General features: G+C 41.6%; 26 protein-coding genes and 1 tRNA gene. 10 read left to right on the top strand and 17 right to left on the bottom strand.

Going from position 1 to position 23,049, the window contains the following annotated elements; all coding sequences use genetic code 11:
• The first annotated feature begins 41 nt into the window (after positions 1–41).
• From RM553_RS01740 to RM553_RS01775, 8 genes are all read left to right on the top strand, one after another.
• Positions 42–1,958 carry a DUF3858 domain-containing protein gene (locus RM553_RS01740; RefSeq protein WP_311533255.1) on the top strand — a complete coding sequence of 639 codons (1,917 nt, stop codon included), beginning with the start codon at positions 42–44 and terminating at the stop codon, positions 1,956–1,958.
• A 2-nt stretch (positions 1,959–1,960) separates the two neighbouring features.
• Positions 1,961–3,961, top strand: a complete 2,001-nt coding sequence (locus RM553_RS01745) for a transglutaminase family protein (RefSeq protein ID WP_311533256.1) — start codon at positions 1,961–1,963, stop codon at positions 3,959–3,961.
• Between the two features lie 3 nt (positions 3,962–3,964).
• The gene (locus RM553_RS01750; RefSeq protein ID WP_311533257.1) at positions 3,965–4,291 is read left to right on the top strand and encodes a nucleotide pyrophosphohydrolase; all 327 of its coding nucleotides are present in this window, start codon (positions 3,965–3,967) and stop codon (positions 4,289–4,291) included.
• Positions 4,291–4,554 carry a hypothetical protein gene (locus RM553_RS01755; protein ID WP_311533258.1) on the top strand — a complete coding sequence of 88 codons (264 nt, stop codon included), beginning with the start codon at positions 4,291–4,293 and terminating at the stop codon, positions 4,552–4,554. Before RM553_RS01750 ends, RM553_RS01755 begins: the two co-directional genes overlap by 1 nt.
• Before the next feature lie 9 nt (positions 4,555–4,563).
• A complete protein-coding gene (aroA, locus tag RM553_RS01760) occupies positions 4,564–5,793 on the top strand; it encodes a 3-phosphoshikimate 1-carboxyvinyltransferase (RefSeq protein WP_311533259.1) in 1,230 nt (409 codons plus the stop codon).
• 86 nt (positions 5,794–5,879) lie between these two features.
• Positions 5,880–6,929 (top strand): tRNA preQ1(34) S-adenosylmethionine ribosyltransferase-isomerase QueA, encoded by a 1,050-nt coding sequence (queA, locus tag RM553_RS01765; protein ID WP_311533419.1) that lies wholly within the window; start codon positions 5,880–5,882, stop codon positions 6,927–6,929.
• Positions 6,930–7,002: 73 nt separating this feature from the next.
• Positions 7,003–8,046: a dual-specificity RNA methyltransferase RlmN gene (gene rlmN / locus RM553_RS01770; RefSeq protein WP_311533260.1), complete on the top strand. Its 1,044-nt coding sequence runs from the start codon at positions 7,003–7,005 to the stop codon at positions 8,044–8,046.
• A gap of 60 nt (positions 8,047–8,106) precedes the next feature.
• Positions 8,107–9,084 (top strand): polyprenyl synthetase family protein, encoded by a 978-nt coding sequence (locus tag RM553_RS01775; RefSeq protein ID WP_311533261.1) that lies wholly within the window; start codon positions 8,107–8,109, stop codon positions 9,082–9,084.
• Positions 9,085–9,176: 92 nt separating this feature from the next.
• Here the strand turns inward: RM553_RS01775 and RM553_RS01780 are convergent, their stop codons facing one another.
• The 5 genes from RM553_RS01780 to RM553_RS01800 all read right to left on the bottom strand — a co-directional run bounded on the left by RM553_RS01780 (position 9,177) and on the right by RM553_RS01800 (position 12,795).
• Positions 9,177–9,416, bottom strand: coding sequence for a hypothetical protein (locus RM553_RS01780; protein ID WP_311533262.1), 240 nt, complete (start codon positions 9,414–9,416; stop codon positions 9,177–9,179).
• Positions 9,417–9,506: 90 nt separating this feature from the next.
• On the bottom strand, positions 9,507–9,725 hold the full coding sequence (locus RM553_RS01785) for a hypothetical protein (protein WP_311533263.1): 219 nt from the start codon (positions 9,723–9,725) through the stop codon (positions 9,507–9,509).
• A 46-nt stretch (positions 9,726–9,771) separates the two neighbouring features.
• Positions 9,772–10,548 (bottom strand): TIGR03915 family putative DNA repair protein, encoded by a 777-nt coding sequence (locus RM553_RS01790; protein ID WP_311533264.1) that lies wholly within the window; start codon positions 10,546–10,548, stop codon positions 9,772–9,774.
• A complete protein-coding gene (locus tag RM553_RS01795) occupies positions 10,545–11,810 on the bottom strand; it encodes a putative DNA modification/repair radical SAM protein (protein ID WP_311533265.1) in 1,266 nt (421 codons plus the stop codon). The genes RM553_RS01790 and RM553_RS01795 overlap by 4 nt, the downstream gene beginning before the upstream one ends.
• A gap of 91 nt (positions 11,811–11,901) precedes the next feature.
• Positions 11,902–12,795: an alpha/beta hydrolase gene (locus RM553_RS01800; RefSeq protein WP_311533266.1), complete on the bottom strand. Its 894-nt coding sequence runs from the start codon at positions 12,793–12,795 to the stop codon at positions 11,902–11,904.
• Positions 12,796–12,897: 102 nt separating this feature from the next.
• On the opposite strand from RM553_RS01800, the gene RM553_RS01805 reads away from it, so the two are divergent.
• Positions 12,898–13,347, top strand: coding sequence for a GatB/YqeY domain-containing protein (locus tag RM553_RS01805; RefSeq protein ID WP_311533267.1), 450 nt, complete (start codon positions 12,898–12,900; stop codon positions 13,345–13,347).
• 97 nt (positions 13,348–13,444) lie between these two features.
• A tRNA-Arg gene (locus RM553_RS01810) sits at positions 13,445–13,518 on the top strand.
• On the opposite strand, the gene RM553_RS01815 is transcribed toward RM553_RS01810, so the two are convergent.
• The 12 genes from RM553_RS01815 to RM553_RS01870 all read right to left on the bottom strand — a co-directional run bounded on the left by RM553_RS01815 (position 13,472) and on the right by RM553_RS01870 (position 23,043).
• The gene (locus RM553_RS01815) at positions 13,472–15,031 is read right to left on the bottom strand and encodes a recombinase family protein (RefSeq protein WP_311533420.1); all 1,560 of its coding nucleotides are present in this window, start codon (positions 15,029–15,031) and stop codon (positions 13,472–13,474) included. The two genes, RM553_RS01810 and RM553_RS01815, sit on opposite strands and share 47 nt — an antisense overlap.
• A gap of 61 nt (positions 15,032–15,092) precedes the next feature.
• Positions 15,093–15,248: a hypothetical protein gene (locus RM553_RS01820; protein ID WP_311533268.1), complete on the bottom strand. Its 156-nt coding sequence runs from the start codon at positions 15,246–15,248 to the stop codon at positions 15,093–15,095.
• A 64-nt stretch (positions 15,249–15,312) separates the two neighbouring features.
• Positions 15,313–15,606 carry a hypothetical protein gene (locus tag RM553_RS01825; protein WP_311533269.1) on the bottom strand — a complete coding sequence of 98 codons (294 nt, stop codon included), beginning with the start codon at positions 15,604–15,606 and terminating at the stop codon, positions 15,313–15,315.
• Between the two features lie 5 nt (positions 15,607–15,611).
• A complete protein-coding gene (locus tag RM553_RS01830) occupies positions 15,612–16,412 on the bottom strand; it encodes a hypothetical protein (protein WP_311533270.1) in 801 nt (266 codons plus the stop codon).
• Positions 16,413–16,433: 21 nt separating this feature from the next.
• Positions 16,434–17,306 (bottom strand): conjugative transposon protein TraN, encoded by an 873-nt coding sequence (gene traN, locus RM553_RS01835; protein ID WP_311533271.1) that lies wholly within the window; start codon positions 17,304–17,306, stop codon positions 16,434–16,436.
• 23 nt (positions 17,307–17,329) lie between these two features.
• Positions 17,330–18,631 carry a conjugative transposon protein TraM gene (gene traM, locus RM553_RS01840; protein WP_311533272.1) on the bottom strand — a complete coding sequence of 434 codons (1,302 nt, stop codon included), beginning with the start codon at positions 18,629–18,631 and terminating at the stop codon, positions 17,330–17,332.
• Positions 18,632–18,633: 2 nt separating this feature from the next.
• Complete coding sequence (locus RM553_RS01845; RefSeq protein WP_311533273.1) at positions 18,634–19,113, bottom strand: hypothetical protein; 480 nt, start codon at positions 19,111–19,113, stop codon at positions 18,634–18,636.
• Positions 19,114–19,183: 70 nt separating this feature from the next.
• Positions 19,184–19,807: a conjugative transposon protein TraK gene (gene traK, locus RM553_RS01850; RefSeq protein WP_311533274.1), complete on the bottom strand. Its 624-nt coding sequence runs from the start codon at positions 19,805–19,807 to the stop codon at positions 19,184–19,186.
• A gap of 20 nt (positions 19,808–19,827) precedes the next feature.
• The gene (traJ, locus tag RM553_RS01855) at positions 19,828–21,042 is read right to left on the bottom strand and encodes a conjugative transposon protein TraJ (protein WP_311533275.1); all 1,215 of its coding nucleotides are present in this window, start codon (positions 21,040–21,042) and stop codon (positions 19,828–19,830) included.
• An 11-nt stretch (positions 21,043–21,053) separates the two neighbouring features.
• A complete protein-coding gene (locus tag RM553_RS01860; protein WP_311533276.1) occupies positions 21,054–21,692 on the bottom strand; it encodes a tellurite resistance TerB family protein in 639 nt (212 codons plus the stop codon).
• Positions 21,689–22,345, bottom strand: coding sequence for a hypothetical protein (locus RM553_RS01865; RefSeq protein WP_311533277.1), 657 nt, complete (start codon positions 22,343–22,345; stop codon positions 21,689–21,691). Before RM553_RS01865 ends, RM553_RS01860 begins: the two co-directional genes overlap by 4 nt.
• A gap of 8 nt (positions 22,346–22,353) precedes the next feature.
• Entirely contained in the window at positions 22,354–23,043 is a 690-nt protein-coding gene (locus tag RM553_RS01870; protein ID WP_311533278.1) for a conjugal transfer protein TraI, read from the bottom strand.
• Positions 23,044–23,049: the final 6 nt, after the last annotated feature.

Consider the following 23,049-nt stretch of genomic DNA (forward strand, 5'->3'; position numbering starts at 1 on the left):
AATTTTATATATTGCGATAGTAAATTCTCCTATTCATCACAGTGTATAAGATTTCTTTTGCCGCAGTCTTTGTATTCCTATGCTTTTCTCTGAATGCCCAGGATTACCAGTATCAAAGTATTTTTCTGGATTCCAGCTTAACAGCGAATGCCAATGCAGTTGTTAGGGAAAAAGCCCTGGAAATAGAGGTTTTAGCCGTCGATAAAATGCTTATCAGGCGAAAAATGGTCGTTACCGTTTTAAATGATAATGGTAATCATTTTGCTTTTGCCACAGCATTTTATGATGATAACCGAAGAATAAAAAGCCAGGAAGCTTATATCTTTAATCAACTGGGGGAAGAGGTCCAACATTATAAGAAAAGGGATTTCAAGGATAACAGCGCAGTGGGAGGTTCTACCTTTCATTCTGATGAGCGGGTGAGCTATCTCGATTTTACCCCAAGGAGTTATCCCTACACAATTTTATACGAAAGCGAGGTAGAAACTAATTCTACCATTTTCCTGCCGCCATGGCAACCAGTCTCCGGCTATAATGTTAGTACTGAGAATTCTTCATATAAACTACTAAATCCGGCTAAAATTCCTTTGCGATTTGAAGAGCGCAATTTCGGGGATTTCAATATTGAAAAGAAAAATGCTGAATTTGAATTTTCCTATACTATAAAAAATGTACCCGCTTATGTTCCCGAGGCCCTGGCGCCAGACCTGGGATATTTTACACCAAAGGTTTTGGTGGCTTTAAACGATTTTGCACTGGTAGGTGTTACTGGCCATGCTACCAATTGGGCTGAACTGGGGAAATGGCAGTACGATAATCTGCTTAAAGGCAGGAACAGTTTGCCTGAAGAGACTGTTGCAAAAATTATAGCACTCACCAAAAAGGCCAAAACTAAAGAGGAAAAAGCCAGGATCATTTACAAATACGTGCAGGATAACACGCGCTACATTAGCGTGCAACTGGGCATTGGCGGGTGGGAACCCATGTTGCCTGAAGATGTGGACAGGTTGGGTTATGGAGACTGTAAAGCCCTTACCAATTACACCAAAGCTTTGCTGCAGTCGCAGGGTATTTTATCTAATTACGCGGTGGTTTATGCAGGAGAGGAAAAACAAAATATAGATGCCGATTTTGCTTCTATGCAAGGCACGCATGTTATATTGAATATTCCGCGAGAGAACGAAGACATTTGGCTGGAATGTACAAGCCAGACCACACCCTTCAACTATCTGGGAGATTTTACTGACGACAGGAACGTATTGTTGGTAAAGCCTGAAGGTGGAGAGATAAAACGTTCAAAAATCTATTCGGCATCAGAAAATCTCAGGGAAAGCGTTTGCGAAATAAACTTGCAGCAGAATGGTTCTTTTGCCACCCATTTTGAGCGCAGGAGCAATGGGGTTTTCTATGGGAATATATACCATCTAAAAGATGAAGAAGCTGCTATTCAGGATATTGTTTATAAGGAGAACTGGGGACATTTGCAGGGCTTGAAAATTGAATCCATTAATTATAGGGATGATAAGGAACAGCAGCAGTTTGTGGAGGAAATAGATTTTAGAGGGCAGAAATATGCCACCAAAGCGGGGAAAAGGCTATTGATGCCGGTATGTTTCCTGGAGCTTAACACCTTTGATATTTCAGGCGCGGGAGAGCGAAAACTGCCGCTGGAGATTAGGAGGGGAAAAACTATAGTAGATAATTTCAGTTTCGTTTTGCCGAAAGGTTTTGAGGTGGAATCTTTGCCGGAGTCGGCAAAAGTAACGTCTGAATTTGGAGGCCTGGACCTGCAGCTGAACCTGGTGGAGGTTGAAGGCGAAAAAAAGATTGAGGTAAAGCGAAAATTCAGGATGAACAAAGGCTTCTGGCCTGCTGAAACCTACTCCGAATTTCGAGATTTTATATCAAAGGTAAATTATCTAAATAATCAAAAAGCAGTTATAATAACAAACATCTAATTATGCGCAAATTACTATCTCTCCTATTCCTCTTTACCATCAGCGCGGGCGCCCAGGATTACCGCTTCGGAAAAGTTTCAGAAGAAGAAGTACTGGAAAAAGTTTATCCCCTTGATTCAACGGCAAATGCCGCCGTCTTGTATAAAAGTCAGGATACGCATTATGAAGTCAATCAGCACACTGGTTTTACTCTTGTGACCGATGTTTATGAGCGGATCAAGATTTATAACAAAGACGGTTTTGACTGGGCCACAAAAGAAATTACAGTTTATCAGGATGGTTCAGACCGGGAAAAGGTAACCAACCTCAAAGGCTACACCTATAATATGGAAGATGGTAAATTAGAGGATGAAAAGCTGCGGAATGATGGCATTTTTGATGAAGAAATCAATAAGTACCACCTGAAGACGAAATTCACTATGCCTGCGGTAAAAGAAGGCAGCGTTATAGAATTCTCCTACAGTATAAGATCCCCTTTTTTAATTAGTATAGACGAGACCAGGCTGCAGTACAGCATTCCTATAAAACACCTTGAAGCCAGGGTGAAAATCCCCGAATTCTTTATCTTTAAAATGCACTCTAATCTAAAATCCCCTCTGATTTTTGATATAGAACAGGACAGGGAATCCTTTAAATATTCTTACCAGCAGAGCAACAGGAGGATGTCAGATTACGTGGTGTCTACAGATTATTCCACCAACTCTGTAGATTATATGCAAAATATTTATTCCATTGAAAAAGATAATATTCCGGCATTAAAACAAGAACCTTTTGTGGATTACCTGCAGAATTATGCTGCTTTTATTAAGTGGGAGCTTATGTACACTAAATTTCCCAGTTCTCCCATAAAAAATTACTCCCAATCCTGGGAGAGTGTCACAAAAACTATTTATGAAGGTCTTGGGCGCGAATTAGATCAGCAGGGATATTATAGGAAAGACATAGATAAATTGCTTTCGGGAATATCCAATCCGGCTACCAAAGTGGCTATGATATATGCTTATGTAAAGAACAAAGTAAAATGGAACAATTTTGTAGGATATTATACCGATAACGGACTTAAATCTGCCTACAAAGATGGAGTTGGGAATTGTGCAGATATTAACCTGATGCTTACCTCTATGCTAAAGTATGCCGGTTTAAAGGCTAACCCGGTTTTATTAAGCACTCCCGATAATGGAATTCCGGTTTTTCCAACGAGAAACGGCTTTAATTATGTAATTTCCTGCGTAGAGCTGCCAAATCAAACAATACTACTGGATGCCACAGATCCACTTGCTTCTGTAGGAGAACTTCCAAAAAGGGCAAGAAATTTTCAGGGCAGGCTTATTAGGGAAAAAGGAACTTCAGCCTGGGTGGATCTTATCCCTACTGCTTTTTCTGAAGTTAAAAGTTTTCTCTATATAGGTTTTGATGAAGAGCTTAAGATCCAGGGGAAAACCAGCAAAATACATCAGGGGCTTCATGCAAAACGTTTTCGGGAGAATAATGGCATGAGTGATGAAAAATACCTTGAGAAGCTGGAGGAAAAATTAGCTAATTATGCAGTTTCAGAACTTGCTGTGGAAAATAGGAAGGCTGTGAATAAAAACATTCAGGAAACTTATACATTTACAGGTAAAAATCCGGTAGAAGAAATTAACGGGAAAATATATTTACAACCATTTTTATTTGATGCTATGGAAGAAAACCCTTTTAAGGCCGAAGAGAGAAGTTATCCGGTATTCTTCGATTTTCCTTCCACACAGGATGAATCTATTACACTTATGATCCCTGAAGGATATGTTTTGGAATCTTTTCCGGAAAGCGGAATAATCCAGCTGAATGGGGGAGAAGTAAAATATACTTTTTTAGTACAGCAAAACGGAATGGTGCTGAATATTAAATCTAAGCTGGATATGGCAAAAACTGTTTTTGCTGCTGAAGATTATGACGGCTTAAAGAAGTTTTACAATCAGATTATAGAAAAACAAACAGAAGCCATAGTGCTTTCTAAAGCTTAAGAAATGAAAATACAGGATGCTCAAAAGGCAGTAGATAATTGGATAAATGAACACGGGGTTCGTTATTTTAATGAACTTACCAACATGGCCCAACTAACCGAGGAAGTAGGGGAAGTGGCAAGGATTATTGCCCGCAGGTATGGGGAGCAGAGTGAAAAAGAAAGCGATAAAAATAAAGACCTGGGAGAGGAGCTGGCAGATGTGCTTTTTGTAGTTTTGTGCCTCGCAAATCAAACCGGTGTTAACCTGCAGGAATCTTTTGATAAAAAACTGGACCTTAAAACCAGGAGGGATCATGACAGGCACCACAATAATGAAAAGCTAAAATAATGGGCTTTAAGGGTATCGTATCTAAGGGGAAATACTGGCGTTCTGTCGTGGTGCTGGGGCTGGTATTCACTGTGTTGTATAATTTAATCTCGATTTTCTTTGAATATGGCAGTTTTGCCTTTGAGCAGTATTACCGGGACCATATTGCCGGGAATGGCTTAAAATATGGTATTGGCCAAATAGGAGCGGCACTTTTCTATGGACTCATAGTTTCATACGGCCAGTTTAGGGCAAGGGAAAAAAGGGAAAAGAACTCTAAATAAAAGGAAGCAATGGATATCCATATTTCGCATAGTAAAAAGAAAATTAGCGGGGAGCTGCAAATAACCGGTTCAAAAAGTGAATCTAACAGGCTTTTAATTTTGCAGGCCCTGTACCCCAGCCTGGAAGTGAGCAATCTTTCTAATAGTGACGATACCCAGGTGATGCAAAAAGCTTTGAGCAGCCGCGAGGAAGTTGTGGATATTCACCATGCGGGAACCGCCATGCGCTTTCTTGCCGCTTATTTCGCCACGCGCGAAGGAAGGGAAGTGGTGCTAACTGGTAGCAAACGCATGAAGGAACGCCCGGTAAAATTGCTTGTGGATGCCCTTAAAAGCCTTGGCGCAGATATATCTTATGAAGAGAATGAGGGTTTTCCCCCTTTGCGCATAAAAGGGAAGAAACTTGAAAAAGACGCAGTAAGGGTGCAGGCGAATATCAGTAGCCAGTATGTTTCCGCATTAATGCTAATCGCGCCTTCCCTGCCTGGCGGACTGGAGATTAAACTGGACGGGCAAATTACTTCTGCTCCCTATATTTCCATGACGCTGGAGATTTTGCAGAACGCCGGGGTAAAAGGAGAGTTTAAGAACAATAAAATTAAGATCCAGCCGGAAAAGGAACTGCCTTCCAAAACCATCAATATTGAATCTGACTGGAGTTCGGCTTCTTATTTTTACAGTATAGCCGCCATTTGCGAGGAAGCGGAATTAAAGCTTTCCAATTACCGCAAGACCAGCTTGCAGGGAGATTCCTGCCTGGCCAGGATTTATGAGCATTTTGGGGTGATTACAGAATACCTGAAAGATACCATTGTACTGCGGAAAAAGCCCTGTAAAAAGCCAAAGCGAATAATCGAGAACCTGCAGAATTCTCCCGATATAGCCCAAACCATAGCGGTTACCTGCCTCGCCCTGGGGATAGGATGCGAGTTAAGCGGTTTACATACCTTGAAAATTAAAGAAACGGATAGGTTGGTAGCTTTAAAGACAGAGATGGAAAAATTTGGAGCGAGAGTGGATATAACCCAGGACAGCCTCAGGTTATTTCCGGTAAAGGAGCTGGCCGAAGGCGTTTCCGTAGAAACCTATAACGATCACAGGATGGCGATGGCTTTCGCACCATTGGCCTTAAGGATTGGCCATAGATTACTGGACGCCGGGGTGGTTTCAAAATCGTATCCCTCTTTTTGGGAAGACCTTGATAAACTGCAATTTTCGGTAAAAACTGTGGCAGAATAAATCATTTTTTAAATAAACACCTATTTACTTGACAACCCCTATCTTGAGGTTGTATATTTGCGCCTTTTAAAAATTCAATTATGGGAATGAAACTTTCACACTTCAATTTTGAACTTCCAAAAGAACTTTTGGCTGAATATCCTTCAGAACACCGGGATGAGGCAAGGCTAATGGTGCTTAACAGGAAGGATCAAACAATTGAACACAGGCAATTTAAAGACCTTATAGAATATTTTGATGCGCAGGACGTAATGGTATTGAACAATACCAAAGTATTTCCCGCGAGGCTCTTCGGAAACAAAGAAAAAACAGGAGCGCGAATTGAGGTTTTTCTTTTAAGGGAATTAAATCCTGAAACAAAACTGTGGGATGTGTTGGTGGATCCTGCCCGAAAAATAAGGATCGGGAACAAACTTTACTTTGGTGATGACGAAAGCCTTGTGGCCGAAGTTATAGATAACACTACTTCCAGGGGTCGAACTTTGAGGTTTCTTTACGATGGTTCTTATGCCGATTTCAGACAAAAACTGAACGACCTTGGGGAAACCCCGCTTCCAAAATACATTAAAAGGGAAGTAGAGCCTTCAGATGAAGAGCGTTACCAGACCATTTACGCTAAGAAGGAAGGAGCCGTGGCAGCGCCTACCGCAGGCCTGCACTTTTCAAAGCACTTATTGAAACGCCTTGAGATAAAAGGAATTGATTTTGCTGAAGTGACGCTGCACGTTGGCCTCGGTACTTTTAGTCCGGTTGAGGTAGAGGATCTTTCCAAGCATAAAATGGACAGTGAAGAAGCTTTTATAGACAGCACAGCGGTAAATACCATCAACAAGGCCAAGGCCGAAAAGCGCAAAGTTTGCGCGGTGGGTACTACTGTAATGAGAGCGTTGGAAAGTTCGGTTTCCTCTAACCAGACGCTTAATGAGTTTGGGGGCTGGACCAATAAATTTATCTTTCCTCCTTACGATTTTAGTATCGCTAATTGCATGATAACCAATTTCCATACACCAAAATCTACTTTGCTGATGATGATTTCGGCTTTTGCCGGCCATGATTTTATGAAAAGAGCGTACGAAGAAGCGGTAAAAGAAAAATATAAATTCTATACCTACGGGGATGCTATGCTGATTTTATAGTATTCTGAAGAATAATTTTAAAATAGACCTCACTGGTTTCCAAAACCTGTGAGGTCTTTTGTATTTTTGAAGCGTGAAAAATGACAAGAAAGATATACGGGCATTAACCAGGAAGCAGCTTCAGGAATTCTTTGTGAGTCAGGGTGATAAATCCTTCAGGGGAACGCAGGTTTATGAATGGCTTTGGAATAAAAGCGCCCATACTTTTGAGGAAATGACCAATATTTCCAAAGAAACCAGGGAGATGCTGCAGGAGAATTTCGTGATTAACCATATTAGGGTAGACCAGATGCAGCGCAGCAGTGACGGGACCATCAAAAATGCGGTAAAGCTGCATGATAACCTTACGGTAGAATCTGTGCTTATCCCTACTCCCACGCGTACCACTGCCTGTGTTTCCTCACAGGTTGGCTGCAGCCTGGATTGCCAGTTTTGCGCTACGGCCAGGCTAAAGCGCATGCGAAACCTTAATCCGGACGAGATTTACGACCAGGTAGTGGCTATAGATAATGAAAGCAGGCTGTACTTTGATAAGCCGCTTTCCAATATCGTCTTCATGGGAATGGGCGAGCCGCTCATGAACTATAAAAACGTGATGAAGGCTATTGAGAAAATTACTTCAAAAGACGGTTTGGGAATGTCTCCAAAACGCATCACGGTTTCAACTTCAGGGGTGCCCAAAATGATCAAAAAGCTGGCAGATGATGAGGCGAAAATTAAGCTCGCCGTGTCATTACATTCGGCTATAGACGAGGTGCGTACGCAAATAATGCCCTTTAACGCCACATTTCCGCTTAAAGACTTAAGAGAGGCACTGGAATACTGGTATTCCAAAACCAGGAGCCGCATTACCTATGAATACATTGTTTGGAAAGGAATAAACGATAATGAAGCCGCTGCCAGGGCTTTGGTTAATTTTTGTAAAGCAGTGCCCTGTAAAGTGAATTTAATAGAGTACAATCCCATAGATGACGGCCATTTTCAGCAGGCATCTGCCCAGGCTACAGATATGTACCAGCACATGCTGGAGAAGAACGGGATTACCGTAACGGTGAGGCGTTCCAGGGGCAAAGATATTGATGCGGCCTGCGGACAGCTGGCAAATAAATCGGCCTGATTGCCTTTTGAAAAAGCAGTTCTGAAATTCACATAAAAAGTTATCTTTGCTGACTGCTTTATGAAGGTAATTTCCCAAATAAAACTTCCGGTGGAAAAGGAGATGGAACTTTTTGAAAAAAAGTTCTTCCAGTCCATGTCTTCAAAAGTGGCCCTTCTTAACCGTATCACGCATTACATCGTAAACCGAAAAGGCAAACAAATGCGGCCCATGTTCGTGTTTCTTGTGGCTAAAATGGTATCGGAAGGAAATGTAAATGAAAGGACTTACCGTGGAGCTTCGGTTATAGAGCTTATCCACACCGCCACGCTTGTGCATGACGATGTGGTGGATGATTCTAACAGGAGGCGCGGATTCTTCAGTATTAATGCCCTCTGGAAGAACAAAATTGCCGTTTTGGTGGGCGATTATCTTTTATCTAAAGGCCTGCTGCTTTCTATAGATAATAATGATTTTGACCTGCTGAAAATTATTTCGGTGGCTGTGCGGGAAATGAGCGAGGGGGAATTGCTGCAAATAGAAAAAGCCCGAAGACTTGATATTACTGAGGCCGTTTATTATGATATTATCAGGCAAAAAACTGCTACCCTTATTGCTGCCTGTTGCAGCCTGGGCGCCGCGGCGGTAAAACCTGAAAGTGACGATATTGCAAAAATGCGCAGGTTTGGCGAATTAATTGGAATGGCTTTCCAGATTAAGGACGACCTTTTTGACTACGGCGAGGAGAAAATAGGCAAACCTACCGGTATAGATATAAAGGAGCAAAAAATGACGCTGCCCCTAATTTATACACTGAACAACTGCTCCAAAAAAGAAAAATCCTGGTTGATCAATTCCGTTAAACGATATAATAAAGATAAAAAAAGGGTGCAGGAAGTGATCGATTTTGTGAGGGAAAGAGGTGGCCTGGCCTATGCTGAAAAAAAGATGATGGAATTTCAAAAAGAGGCGCTTCACATCCTTCAGGATTATCCTTCTTCAGCATATCGTAATTCCCTGGAATTGATGGTGAATTACGTAATTGAAAGGAAAAAATGAGACAGCCCGCCTTAAATGCGGGCATAGTGATATAATTAATGCCTTCCCGGAGCAGGAGAAAGTAATCTTTTGAAAACCTGTAGAGCTAATTCTTAAAAATCGTCATTAGCTTCTTCGCCGTTAATATCGTCAGTTTCATGAATTTCTTCATCTAACTCTTCCTCTACCTTTTTGGCCCCGTCTTTTATTTTTTCGCCGGCTTTGCGGGCGTTGTCTTCAATATCTTCTCCTATGGCCTTAACAGCGTCTTCGGTTTTTTCCTGGGTTGTTTCCCTGCAGGATATGAAAAACATGGCTAGAAATGCCAGCGCCATAACTGTCTGCTTTTTCATACAATTATTTAATTAAGATTAAAAAAGGATTTAAAAAAAGCCATCTGCATTTAGCTGGATGGCTTTTATATAACTCTGAAGAAATGAGGATTACATACCTTCGTCAGTATTGTCTATTTCATCTTCAATTTCATCTCCTGCATCTTCAGTAGCATCTTCGATATCGTTACCTGCATCTTCAGCAGATTCTTCGATATCGTTTCCTATTTCTTCAATATCGTTTTCAGCATCTTCCTGAGTTGTTTCTCTACAAGAATAGATTGATAAAGACATTGTTGCTACTGCGAATAATAAAAATAACTTTTTCATTGTACTATTTGTTTAATTAGTTGAAGAAACAAATTTAAACTATTTTTTAATTATGCAAGGGGCTCTTCTCACTTAAATATTTCCAATATCTTTTTGGTACATGTTGAAGGTGTAGCTTCATATTTCTCCTGGACGGAATATTGGTATGGGTAAAGTATTCTTTCCATAGCTTCTTGAATTCTATTTCTTCTGAAGTAAACAGTGCACTATTACTACTATTATGATTAAAATGATGAGAAAAATCCAGGGTGATGCGGTTAACCTCCTGAAGGTCATGATATAGCCCAAAATTTCTCTTCAAGTCATAAATAATCCATTTTTGGTCGGAATATCTTTTTTTAAAATGATCCTTAATGAGGGGTAAAACATTGAAATCTGGTTCAATATTGGCAAAATAGATATCATCTTTAGTCAGCTGAAATCTCACAAATGCTTCCATTCGGTGCTTTTCCCGCCCAACTTTTTTAGCTGTTTGGGCGATTTTCAGCACGGCAGGATGACTAAAATCCTCGTCGACCTGTTTTTTGCTTTCAAACAAGTACTGCAGATATTGAAACATGCACATTTCTATTCCTTGCTCCTCGCTAAGAAACGCCCGGTAAAGGTTTTTTTGTCCCGCAGCTGTGCATTTTCTTTTTATCGCCAGCGCAACCCGGGAAGCTTTAGCTTCCTGTGTAATTATATTCTGAATATTTCCAAACAATTGTTTGGAAGCATTCTCTTGTACCTGTATATCCAAAACCTCCAGCTTTTCTTCATAAGCAACGAAAACGCAGGTGAGTAATCCCTCCAGGCTACCGTCATAACATAAAACACTTTTCATGATTCAAAAATTGATAACTGAGGGCTGTGATTTTTTGCGAATTTGCTGCTGGAATTCCTTAATATTAAATTTTTTATTTTTTCTGAAGTAAGATCTCTTTTCTCCCATTCACGGGAATTACAGGTAATAAAATAGCGGGCGCGGTTTAAGGCAACACCAATATTTTTAAGATGTTCCCAATTGAGACTCCGGTATTTTCGGGCATTGATGATCTTCTGAACTGACTTTAGTCCTACGCCGGGAATTCTTGCCAACATCTGTTTTTCTGCCTTATTGATATCTACGGGAAAATGCTGCAAATTCCGCAGTGCCCAGCTTAACTTTGGATCTATGTCTACATCCAGATTTTTATGATCTTCATTTAATAGTTCTCGTACGTCGAACCCGTAAAAGCGAAGCAGCCAGTCCGTTTGATACAACCTGTTTTCCCGGAGCATGGGAACTGCAGAAGTCAGCGCAGGGAGACGTGGGTCTGAAGATACAGGCACGTAACCAGAATAGTACACCCTTTTCATTTCATACTTCTTGTAGAAATAAGTTGCGGTATACATAATATCCCTGTCTGTTTCCCCGGTTGCACCCACTATCATCTGTGTACTTTGCCCTGCCGGGGCATACTTAGGGGTGGATTTCAGAAATTTTTTTTCCTCCCGGTTTCTTATGATTTCATTTTTTACTTTACGCATAGGCTTCATGAAATCTTCATGATTTTTATCTGGGGCAAGAAGTTTCAAGCCAGACACTGTAGGAATTTCGATATTCACACTTAGCCGGTCAGCGTACAATCCGGCTTCCTGCATGAGTTCATCACTTGCGCCGGGAATGGATTTTAAATGAATATAACCATTGAAGTTTTCTTCCAGGCGTAATTTTTTTGCCACCTGTATAAGCCTTTCCATAGTATAATCGGGATCCTTAAAAATGCCTGAACTAAGAAAAAGGCCCTCGATATAATTCCGGCGATAAAAGTTGATGGTAAGGTCTACCACTTCCTGAACTTTAAAGGCAGCGCGTTTAATGTCATTGCTCTTTCTGGTTACGCAATAAGCGCAATCGAAAATACAATGATTGGTGAGCAGGATCTTTAAAAGGGAAATGCAGCGGCCATCTTCGGTATAACTATGGCAAATTCCCATTCCTGAAGAATCGCCTAATCCCTTTCCCTTATTTTCTCTATTGCTGCCGCTGCTGGAGCAGGATACATCATATTTTGCAGCATCAGCAAGAATAGATAATTTTTCTTTTATGCGCTCAAAATTCATCTTCGTACAGTTTTTTCAAATATAGGATTTATTCCTAATAAATGGATTAATTCCTATTTATTTCTTGAATGTACATCTGAAAAATTTCAGCTTAATTAATAATTTCTGACTGTATCATTTTTTGATCCAGGATAACATCTTTTAAAAAGTTAAACACCTGAGGAAGCTGTTCAAAAGGCATTCCTGAAATTTCATGCCCCGCTCCTTTAAAAGTATATAACAGATAAGGTGAATTTAACTCTTTCAGCTTACCAGCAATAGTTTTAGAGCCATCCAGGATGAGGTAACCCGGATCTTCGGAATGGCAAAAATGATGTGGGGCAGTGTCGTAAGGAACTAGTTGATCTGCCGTTCCGTGGAAAAGGATAGCTGGTACTACATTATTTTCGTTGATGTAGCGTTTATCCAATATGGCACCGGCAAGAGAAAAAACAGCCGCAAAATGGGGTTTTTCTTTCAGGCCGGGAAAAAGCAACTGGTGGTTATAAACTGCATTAAGAACGGCTTCTGCGCCGGCACTGCTTCCTCCTGCAATAATTTTTGAAGTATCGATCTTAAACTCTTTACTATGCTCGCGCATGTAAGAAACGGCATCCAGATAGTCAGCGGCGGCTTCCTTGAAGGTTTTTATTTTTCCCGAAGCATTGTAATCACAGCCAAAAGACTGGTTCTTCCGGGTAAGCCTGTAGGAGATTTGTACCGCCACATAACCTTTTCTGGCAGCCATTTTGGCAAACTCCACTTCTCCTTCGTTCTTGGGGCTTCCGCCGGCAAATCCTCCACCATGCATAAAAATAATGGCAGGTCGTTGGGAAAGCTTATCTCCCTTTGGCAGATAAATATCTGCCATAAGTTTCTCCCCATCTTTTTTTGCGTAAATTTTGGTTATTACCTCTTCATTTTCAAAAATATCATCGATATACCTGGTTTGGGTGTAAGAAGAAAATGTAATTAGCACAAATAGAAGGAGATAAGAAATTCTCATTTATAGGATGTTTTTCAGGAAGTCAAGTTAGTTAATTTGAAAGGAGATTTAAATGGGAATTTTAATTTAATATTTTATCTTCGCATCAGGAATTATTAAGAAATGAGTCTACAGGAAAAGGTGATGGCAGAAATGAAAGCTGCCATGAAAGCAAAGGATAGCTCCAAGCTGGAAGCTTTAAGAGCAGTGAAAAGTGCTATTTTACTGGCAAATACAGATAGTTCTTCCAAAGATGGACTTTCGGAAGAGGAAGAGATGAAACTTTTGCAAAAACTCGTGAAGCAGAGAAAAGAAAGCGCCACGATTTACCGGGAGCAGGGACGGGAAGATTTGGCTGAGCCCGAAGAAAAGCAGGCAGAAGTAATAGAGAGTTTTCTTCCGGAACAAATGAGTGAAGCTGAAATTGAAGCCAAAGTAGATGAGGTGATTGCAAAAACCGGAGCCAGCGGAATGCAGGATATGGGAAAGGTAATGGGAGCTGTTACCGGCGAACTGTCCGGAAGGGCAGATGGAAAGACGATCTCATCAATAGTAAAAAGGAAATTAAGTTAGAAAAGTTCAAGGTTTAATTAAAACTTTGTAAAGTACGAATAAAAATTTTAACAACTTATAACTTATAACTTATAACTTATAACTGATAACTGATAACGGCCCCGTGGCGCAACTGAATAGCGCATCAGATTTCGGCTCTGAGGGTTGGGGGTTTGAATCCCTCCGGGGTCACCTTATGGGACAAATTCAAAAATGATGAATTTGTCCCATTTTTATTTTCATTTAAATCCCTGTCTATCAGCATAATATACTGAATAGCTTCATTGACTCTTATGGTTCGATATTTAAAACCGTCAAAAGTCAATTTTTCAGGAAAGATCGAACCAATTATTTTTCTTTTTTGTATTGTTGAGCCTGATTCATATAAAGAATCCAGTTGGGAAAGATTGCTTATAGCCTTATCCCATAAGGGTTCAATGTTATGCGTGTCGGTTATTGTACTTGTAAGTTTAGCCTCAATCCTGTTTATTGTTTTTTCGGCATCCGCTTTCATCATTCGATAATCAACCGCTTCTATCTCACCGCACAAAAGTAATTCCCTAGCTTTGCTTAGTTTGTTGTTTTCTTCCTGTAGATGAACTTTCAGTTGCTGGATGGTCCCTGTACGGTCTTTTGTCTTTGCTTTATATACTGAAGTAATAATTTCCTTATACAATTTAAGTTTTGGCAATGGACGAACATACCTTCTGATTTCGGCAATAATTTTATCGTTCATATCCGGTGCCTTTAGTCTGAATTTGCAACCGCCTGAACAATGGTAATAATAGTAATGCTTTGAACGTCCTTTAGACTTACTACCTGTAAGCATACGGTCGCATTTAGGGCATTTCAGAAATCCTCTCAAAGGGTAATTCTCATCCACAGTCATTTTTGTACGCATGACTTTCTTACGACCATCAAGAACATCCTGAACCTCATAAAATAAAGCTTCGGATATCAATGGTTCGTGTTGTCCCGTAACCAGTTGGATTTCTTCATCTTTGTATTTTGGGATGGATATTTTACCACAATATACGGGATTGCGAATGGCTCTCCAGAAATTATTCTTGCTACATTTTAGGCCTTTTTCCTTTGCCATCTTCCATACCTGTTCAGTATTAAAGGTTTTTTTTGCCAATTCCTTGAAAGCCCATTTTATAATATCACTCTGGCCTTCTTTGGGAGCAATATATTTTCTACCACTTTCATTTATCCTATTGACGTAACCGATTGGTGCGGTTGCCATCCATCGGCCTTCCTTTTTTGCCCGGCGCATTCCATGGAATACGTTTAACGCCCTTCTATCGTTTTCTACTTCAGGAGCAGCCAGGTAAAAGGCCAGCATCATCTTATTTTCAGGAATTGATAAATCCAATGGTTGTTCGACCGCTTGGGGTTCCACCCCTAAACGTCTTAGTGTAGCAATCATTTGATATGCATCTCCGGCATTCCGGCTAAACCTGTCCCACTTGGTAAAAAGTATCAAATCGGATTGCCCTCTGGATTTACGAAGATTACCGAGCAGCTTGATCCAGGAAGGGCGATTAAATGTTTTTGCCGAATGGTCTTCATAAATAACCTTTCGTACCTGGATATGGTTTATTTCGCAATATTTGCGCAAACGCTCTTCCTGATCCCGCTGGGAGTATCCTTTGTCGGCCTGTTCATCCGTGCTTACCCGTATGTATAAATCTGCAATTTTCATCTTTTGAGTGTCTTAAGGTTGTACCATATAACATCCTGATTATCTTTACAATTTACAAAATTCAGGCAGGTTTTGCCAGATATTGATCCACGACAATTTCCGCCATTTCATACATAAAGTCCAGGATGACTTTCACCTGTTCCGCTGTTACTTCTATACCGTCTTCTTTCAATAGTGCTATTGCTTTTTCAGGCGGAATTCTTACTTCACTTTCCATCTTACATCTCCGCTTTAAAACAGCAAAAGCCCCGAAGGGCTTTGTTCCGAAAATTTAAGTCATGCTACCCATCGCTTTCGGGAAAGTAGATTTTACTCCCCTTGTTTTTATTGAATGAGGGTTCATACCGTATATACCCGTAGGCATTGAGATCCTTTACACATTTATGATATGTCATGGCAGATGATATTTTTGCAATCTTCATAATGTCATAACTAAATGCCAATATCGGATTGCTATAGCCCATCTGTACCTGGTACTCCAACAGGGCAGCATATATCCCTATATGTGTAATACTGATACGGCCATCCTGCTCAATAGCCATAAAAAAATCAGATAAAGGCTTTAACTGTTCCATATCGTTTAGGTTATGGTGGGTCTCTTTCTTTTCTTCTTAGCCTTCGGTATGTCCGGAGCCTCATCGGCAATCGGTTGCTGCTGGTTTTTATGCTCCTGTTTAGTAGAGCGACTCTGTCCTTCCGATTGTTTTTCCGTCCTGGACTGGCGATTATCTACCCGTTGCATATTGACATCATAGATATTGAGGGTCTTGAAGCGGGGATTGGCCTCAATAAATTGTTTCTGCTCTGAATTTTCCCGCTTAAATGTAGCAGATTGGAGATTTCCTTTTTTCAGGGAATCGATCAGATTGGATTTATATTCTTCATTCCCCAGTTCTTTAATGGGATGCTTACCCAGTATAGTTTCGAGATCATAACCATAGTTCTGATGGTATTGCTGCATTTTAAAGTTCCCCTTGTCATCACTTTGCTTAAAATCCATCTTTAACCAGGCGTTATATAATTGCCCCTCTTTGTTAGTCAGATCCTTATTGACCGACCGCCCTTCCATTAAATTATAGGCTTCTTTAAGGGTAATATTATTCCCTTTGTTGATAAAGAAGGTTTGTTTCATCGCTTCATCAGGTTTATTTTCTTTCTGCACACTTACCTGGTACGAGTTAAAGAAATACATATCCGTTTTTTTGGACTTGCTAAAATGTAGTGTGGAATCTACCTTGTCGTTACCAAATTGTGTTTGGTGCGGTATCTTGAATTCAGGCTCTCCCTGTGCTATCTTTTGCTTTAGGACTTCTCCGAGTCCTTCGCCAAAGCCAGTATATTTTATCTGGTCTTTCAGGTATTCAAAATTCTTCTGGTTCATAATATATTAATTTAAGAGTTATTAATGACTGTACTTTACATTGGATTCTAATTTTGGAAGTACAGATGCTTTAGTAATCGTATTGTTTTTTACACTCAGCTCGATATGCCTACCCCCGTTTGCTTCGAATAATTGAATGGCAAGATATTTTTTATCGGGAATGGTGAATTTTAGAACGGCAACCACCAAACTCTGTGAAGACTGACCGGCAATTTTTGTTGCCTCATTTTGAATGTGTACCGGTGTGATCTCGATTTCCTGTGAAGCTGTCCTTTTCGCTTTTTTCTGGTCACGGATAAAAAAGCGTAATTGGTCAATATCATAGCTGATATTGGAGGTGTTGGTAATCGTTAACCGCAGGTACATCAGGTTGTCCCGAATGAATATCCCGTTCAATCCGAAGTGGATACCATATTTGCGGTGCTTTACCTTACGCCCCTTGTATTTGGAATACAGGGCGCGAGTAGCATAGGTAGTGACTTCAGCCTCGTTAACCAATTCGGGTGAAAGGAAAATACTGTTTTTGTTATCCCTTTCCTTTATGGAAATATTTAACATGGACGGTTTGGGCGTGTAGTTAATCACAAAAGAATTTAATTTTCCGTCTGCTGTAATTACCGTTAGGTTGGTCTCCGGGAAACTGTCCCTTGCCGCTTTGAGCTGTAGAATATTGGCAGCTCCTTTGGCTTTTTGTGCCAATACATCTTTACTGCCCCTGTCCACACCTACAATGGCACTTGGAAATATAACATTGGTTGTTTTGAAATAGGTAATCTCCAAAGGATAGGGAGCGATGGATTTGGGCTCAAGCTTAGGGCTGCTTTGAGCGTTTACATTCAATCCGAAAAGGAATAGGAAAAATCCCATCACCATACATGCATTTATCTTTTTCATCTTTATGGAATTTTAAATGGTTATTAATTATTGATCTGTTTTTGTTTCTCATCACGGAGCAATACCTGATAACCCGCTTTTAGGGTTACTTTTATCAGTTTTACTTTTTTACTGAACAGTGATTTAGCCGTTTCTATTCCTGCCCCTGCGGCCTGTGCCTGCCAGGAAGGATCAAGGGAGGTTAGTCCAATATTTTGCATAGAGCGGTCAGCCGATTGTTTGGCGACATCCCGGGTAATGGCGCCGGGAATGTATATTCCGTCCAGTCCATCCATATCATACACGGAGAGTTCTACCGGGAAGAGGGAATTACCGCTTCTAATGCTATTTATTTTGATATGCAGCCTTTCTCCGCTAAGGGAAGCTACCCCAAACACAAAGCTGTCTTTGGGAATATGCACCCCATTAATGAATACATCATTGACCAGGCGAAGCTTCACGGTAGACCCGTTCACTACGGTCTGTGATTCGTGAATAACTGCCTTTATGGCATTTTCCGGTTGTTCAGCAATTTGGTCATTGTTCAGGGAATAAAATCCGTTTGCCGTAGGAGTAACAAAATGTCCGGTATCCAACAGGGAAATACTATCATCTTTCTGTGCAGTGGATACTTCATACAATTGTTCCCTGCGAGCCTCCGATAGTTGTTTTATTTTCTCCTGAACCCGCTCCGGATGTTGTACATCCAGAATCTTTTCCAGCATACTGTTGAGTTGTTCCAGTTCCGGGTCAGGTGCTTCCGGCTGGGTCATCGTATGCATCATTTCTTCCAGCCTGTCCACGTCACTAGAACTTACGGAGGTATTTCCATAATTGGTTTTTGTTTCCTGTTTCGGGGAATCTTCAGGAAGCTGGGTTCGTTCCACCGGCTTATTCAATTCCCTGTTTAAGGCTTCCAGCTTTTTATAAATTTTATCCGTATTCGGATCGTTGCCCTGACCGCTTCCGTACAAGGAAGTTTTCAGTCCACCAGAAGATAGTTGACCCGGTTTTACTTCGGGTTGGGGTAATGCATTCTCCGTATCGGAAATCACACTGTTTTTATAATTCGGATCATTTTTACGGAGTTCCCTGAATTTTGCCGAATCCTGTTCCGCCCGATTGTAGTAGCTCATTTTATCCATTTGCTTATCATCGGTCAGTTTTGCTTCCGGCAGGTGAAGGTTAAACCCGTTCTGTGGAGTTTCCTGAGCCTGTAGTTCCTGTACCTGGCCACCTCCCAATATCAAAAAGATGAGGGTCGTAAAAGGAAGTACGAGCAGCGGCAATACCAATAGGAACTTACGCTGTCTTTTCATTTTTAGTGTTATTACCTGTTTTTCCATGGTCATTGATTTTTAATGGTTTGATATTGTTTTTCGATATAGTGAACCGAATCCATCAGTCCCGGACGAGTTGCTATGATACTGTCATAGATATTTCTGCCCGTTGGACTTCGGGCAAGGCTATCCATATACAACCGGAACTTTTGGATGCGGCTGTAATCCCGTTTGGATACCGGTGGGAGCGGTGATGCTATAGCTTCGGATTCCGTAAGATGCTCGGGACGTTGGATCGGGATTACAGTAAAGGCACTGCCCTTATTTTTTCCCGTGATGGCGTGTACCCCGAGATAGATACAGTAACTGCTTGTAAGGCTTACAAAAACGAACAGTGAGATGGTTACTGACCGCTTTGAAATGCTCTTGGTCTTATTCGACATCCATTGTGCCCATGCTTTTTGCAGCCATTTGTACAAGGCAATTAATCCTAACATTAACAGTCCGTTTTTAGGAGCCTCTTTTTTCTTTTTTACGTTTTGTTTCATTTGTATGAAATTTTATAAGCCCTCCATTGACTTTGTTTGTATAGATTTTGAATAAATGTCCATTATGGACTTAATACCTCCTGGCGGTCGTTTTCAGATCCTTATTGGCGATGGTTGTCCAGCGTTCTATCAGAAAACCATGGGGGTTATTATCACTGCGGGATACATTACGCAACCCTCCTTCGGTAATCAGGCTTCGAGTAGTGATACTGGTGGGACGGACGATACGCTGGGTAGCATAGCATCGAAATTTATAGGGGTTTTCATTGATGTCAACCGCCACGCTATCCACATGGATGGTCTGGTTAACATTTCCGGAAATAAGATCTGCATAATATCCGTTCTCCTTCAGGTCGTCATAAATCCGTTTGGCACTGCCATCAGCCAGATATAGGGCTTTAGTGATATTCGTTTCAATTGCTTTATCATCCGGGTCAAGGGTAAAGAATAATTGGTGGAAGGCTTTCACATGATCCCGCGCTTCCACAGGGATATTGTCCTTACGCCCGGCGGAATAGGCTTCCAGTGCCTTGCCATTGGCAAGAATGTAAATCCTGTCCTGCATCTGGGATACCAGACTGAAACTCTTATAAAGCGCAAAGCAGGATAATAGCACTGAGCCAGCAATAATGAGCATGGTAAATCCCCGGATATGCCGAAAAGCCGTATCGATATTTTTCATTTTTTTAAACATGAATTTTTCTTTTTTTGCTGTTAAGAATTGCCTTTGAGTTTGTCATTCATATAGCCTGAGCCACCACCATTCGAATGACCGTCTCTGAAATAAGGGTTGGTAGTCCCATTGCTGGCCATACTTTGGGAAATACGGCTGGCAGCATTGCCCATTGCATCCGCTGCCATAGTGGCTCCGCCTGTAGCTGCCCCCACAACCGCCCGGGAGGAACTGCTGAAGATACTGGTGACTTTCTGTCCCAAAGCACCGCCACCTCCCGCATGGACGATGTAATTCGCTACCGAAGGCACGGTAAAGTATCCCACAATACCGATGATCATAAATACCAGGTAGGCCATATCCGTCCGGCTGAAAAAAGTATCCCCGTAATCCTGCACCTGGGTAATGTCCATTTCCAGCATTTTCTCCTGGATTTTCCCAATGATGCTTCCGAAAATATTGGCAACTGGGAGCCAGAGAAAAATATTGATGTAGCGGGCGATCCATACCGTAAGCGTATGCTGAAACCCGTCAAAAACAGCTATACCAAACACTAGTGGACCCAAAATAGCGAGTACCACCAATTGAAAGGTGCGTAGCGTATCGATACATAAGGCTGCAGCTTCAAAGAGTACCCGCAGTACTTCACTCATCCATTCCTTGACTGAATTGCGGAAATTGTAGGAGGCCTTGGACATAGCAAACTTGATATCATTGCCAATACTGTCAAAAAGGCCCTCATCGGAAGAGTTGGCATTATCATGTGTATATTTGTACCATCTGTCCCGATCGCCATCACCGCTTTCGCCCACATACATCTGCCAAACATCCGTTTTTTTGATGGCTTCTTCCTTCTTTTCCAAAAGCACCGCAATCGCCCTGTCGGAGCCTTCCACCATCGAAGCGGTAGCGGTCACCGTTGGTTTCATGACCCCATTGATCAATCCTAAAACAGAAGGGAACATCAGTATACAAAAGCCAATCACAAACGGACGGAAAAGCGGATAAAAGTCGATAGGCTCCGCTCTTGACAAATGTCCCCAGACCCTGGAGGCGATATACCACATGGCGGCAAATCCCGCCAGTGCCTGTCCAATGCCAATAAGCTGACTGCATAGTGGCATCATTTCATCATAGAGCCCTTCCAATACGCTATGTAAGCCGCTTATCTCACCGCCAATTCCCTGTGCACTGCCCGTAAAAGGCAATAGGAATCCTATAACCGCCAGCCAGGCGGTTTTTCTATACGTTGCCATACAATTGATTTTTAGTTGTTTATCCCATAAATATTGCGAATGGTGCGGGCATCATTTCTTTCTTTTGCCCTTTGTACCGCAAGAATGATCGTATTATTGTTAAAGTGTCTGAGGAACATTAGTTTATCCTGCATATCGGCATAGATCCGGTCGATGGCCTGTAAACGCTCATCATCACTCATACGGGCTTTACCTGCTGTGATAATGACCAGTAATTCATCAAGGTTGCGCAGGCTTTCATCAAAGAGGTTATCATATACCCGTCCGAGATACGCCAGTTCCTGCGGATTGAAATTCCCGTCACTTTGAAACCGGTCATACGCATCCCGGTATTCCCTGACCAGTATTATCTGGTAGTTTACAATATCGCCCACACGTTTGTAATTGTGAACAGTAGGACTTACTTCCATCAGCCCATCCAAAAAAGCTTTGTGCAGGCTAAAGTTCCCTTCCGATATATCCCTTATGGTATTGTAACCCCCTTCCAGTATCTGATAGCCCTTTTTCATATCGCTCAATATCTGTTTGAACTGGGTCAGTTTTTCTACATTGAGCAAGAGTTGTTGTATCTCTGCGGATTGCGCTGATGCCCTGAAAGAGCAGAAGAGCCCGCAAACCACAAGTCCTACAAGCATTTTGGTCTTTTTCATGGGTTTTCGTTTTGAAGGTTCCTGAGTGTTTGGCCGTATTGTACTTCATGGTATTTCCTGATCCGAACGGCTGCCATCACCCTGGCTTCATTGCCGAAACTTTGTGCGAAGGTGTAATTGTCCTGCATCCGCAAGTAGAGCTTGTCGATATGCTTCATACGCTCATTATCTTCCATTTGCAACTCGGCATCCGTTGTTACCGCCATAAGTTCATCCAGTGCCTGTTCACAATCCTCCAATAGCCGGGTAAAAACCCGCCCGATATAGCTGAGTTCTGCTTCGGTAAAAGCATCGCTATTGCCAAGTTGTCCGTAGGTCTGCCCGTAATCCTGAACAATGCGTATTTGAAGGGAGATGATGTCTGCGACCTTTGCATAGTGTCTGATTTCAGGGTTGATCGTACTTAAAGAGTTTATAAAATCACTGTGCAGGTCAAATTCCCCTTTGGTAAACCCGCCGATGGTCGTCAGACCTTCTTTGGCAATACGGTAGCCTTTTTGAGCATATCCGATATATACCTGTAAAGCGGCAATCTGCTGAAGCAGGTATTTTTGCTGTGTTTTTTTCTGGCGGAACCACTCCGAAAAGGTCTGTGCCTGAACAGTTCCGGCTGCCAGAAACAGCATGAGTCCTATTAGAATTATCTTTCTCATAGTTCGTGTTATTGGGGAAGTCCATATAATTTTTTCACGGTTTGCACTTCAATGGAGGTCTTTGCCCGGGAAAGGCTCAGCAATACATTCTGCTGATTAAAGCGCATCAGGTCATCATAGTTGGCATCGACCTGATCGGCAGCATTGTTGATGATCTCCAGACGTTTAGCATCGCTCATCGTTGTAGTAAAGGATTGGACAATCAGGGTAATTTGGTCGATGTTGTTCAGGCTCTCTTCCAGGATACCGGAGTACACCCGGGACATATATTCAATCTCATCCGAGGTAAAGTGGTCATCCTGCTGAATAAGATGCCAGGCATGTTGGTATTCATTGATCAGCCGAACCTGTTTTTGGGTAATATCCCGGATGCGCTGGTAATAGGAAATAATCGCCTTTACCTTAGCCAGCTCTTCATAATACTCCCGGTATTGCTCTTTTTGTTTTTCCGTCCACTCGGAAATTTCATCCAGTTTGAGTTTGGAAAGTGTGTTTTCCAAGGTCTTCTGGGCATTCTGTAACCAGATGGTCTTATTCTGTAAGCGCTGGATTTTTAAATCCACGGCTTTGATTACCTTTTTGATGCCTGCCTTGATGATTTCTAGAATGGCTATCGGGGTGGCATTCGCCTGTTGTGCCGGTAGTACCGTAAAGGAGATACAAAGGGCAAGCAGTAACATTCTTGCATATTTTTTCATGGTTCA

Source organism: Autumnicola tepida (assembly GCF_031846485.1).
Lineage (GTDB): Bacteria > Bacteroidota > Bacteroidia > Flavobacteriales > Flavobacteriaceae > Autumnicola > Autumnicola tepida.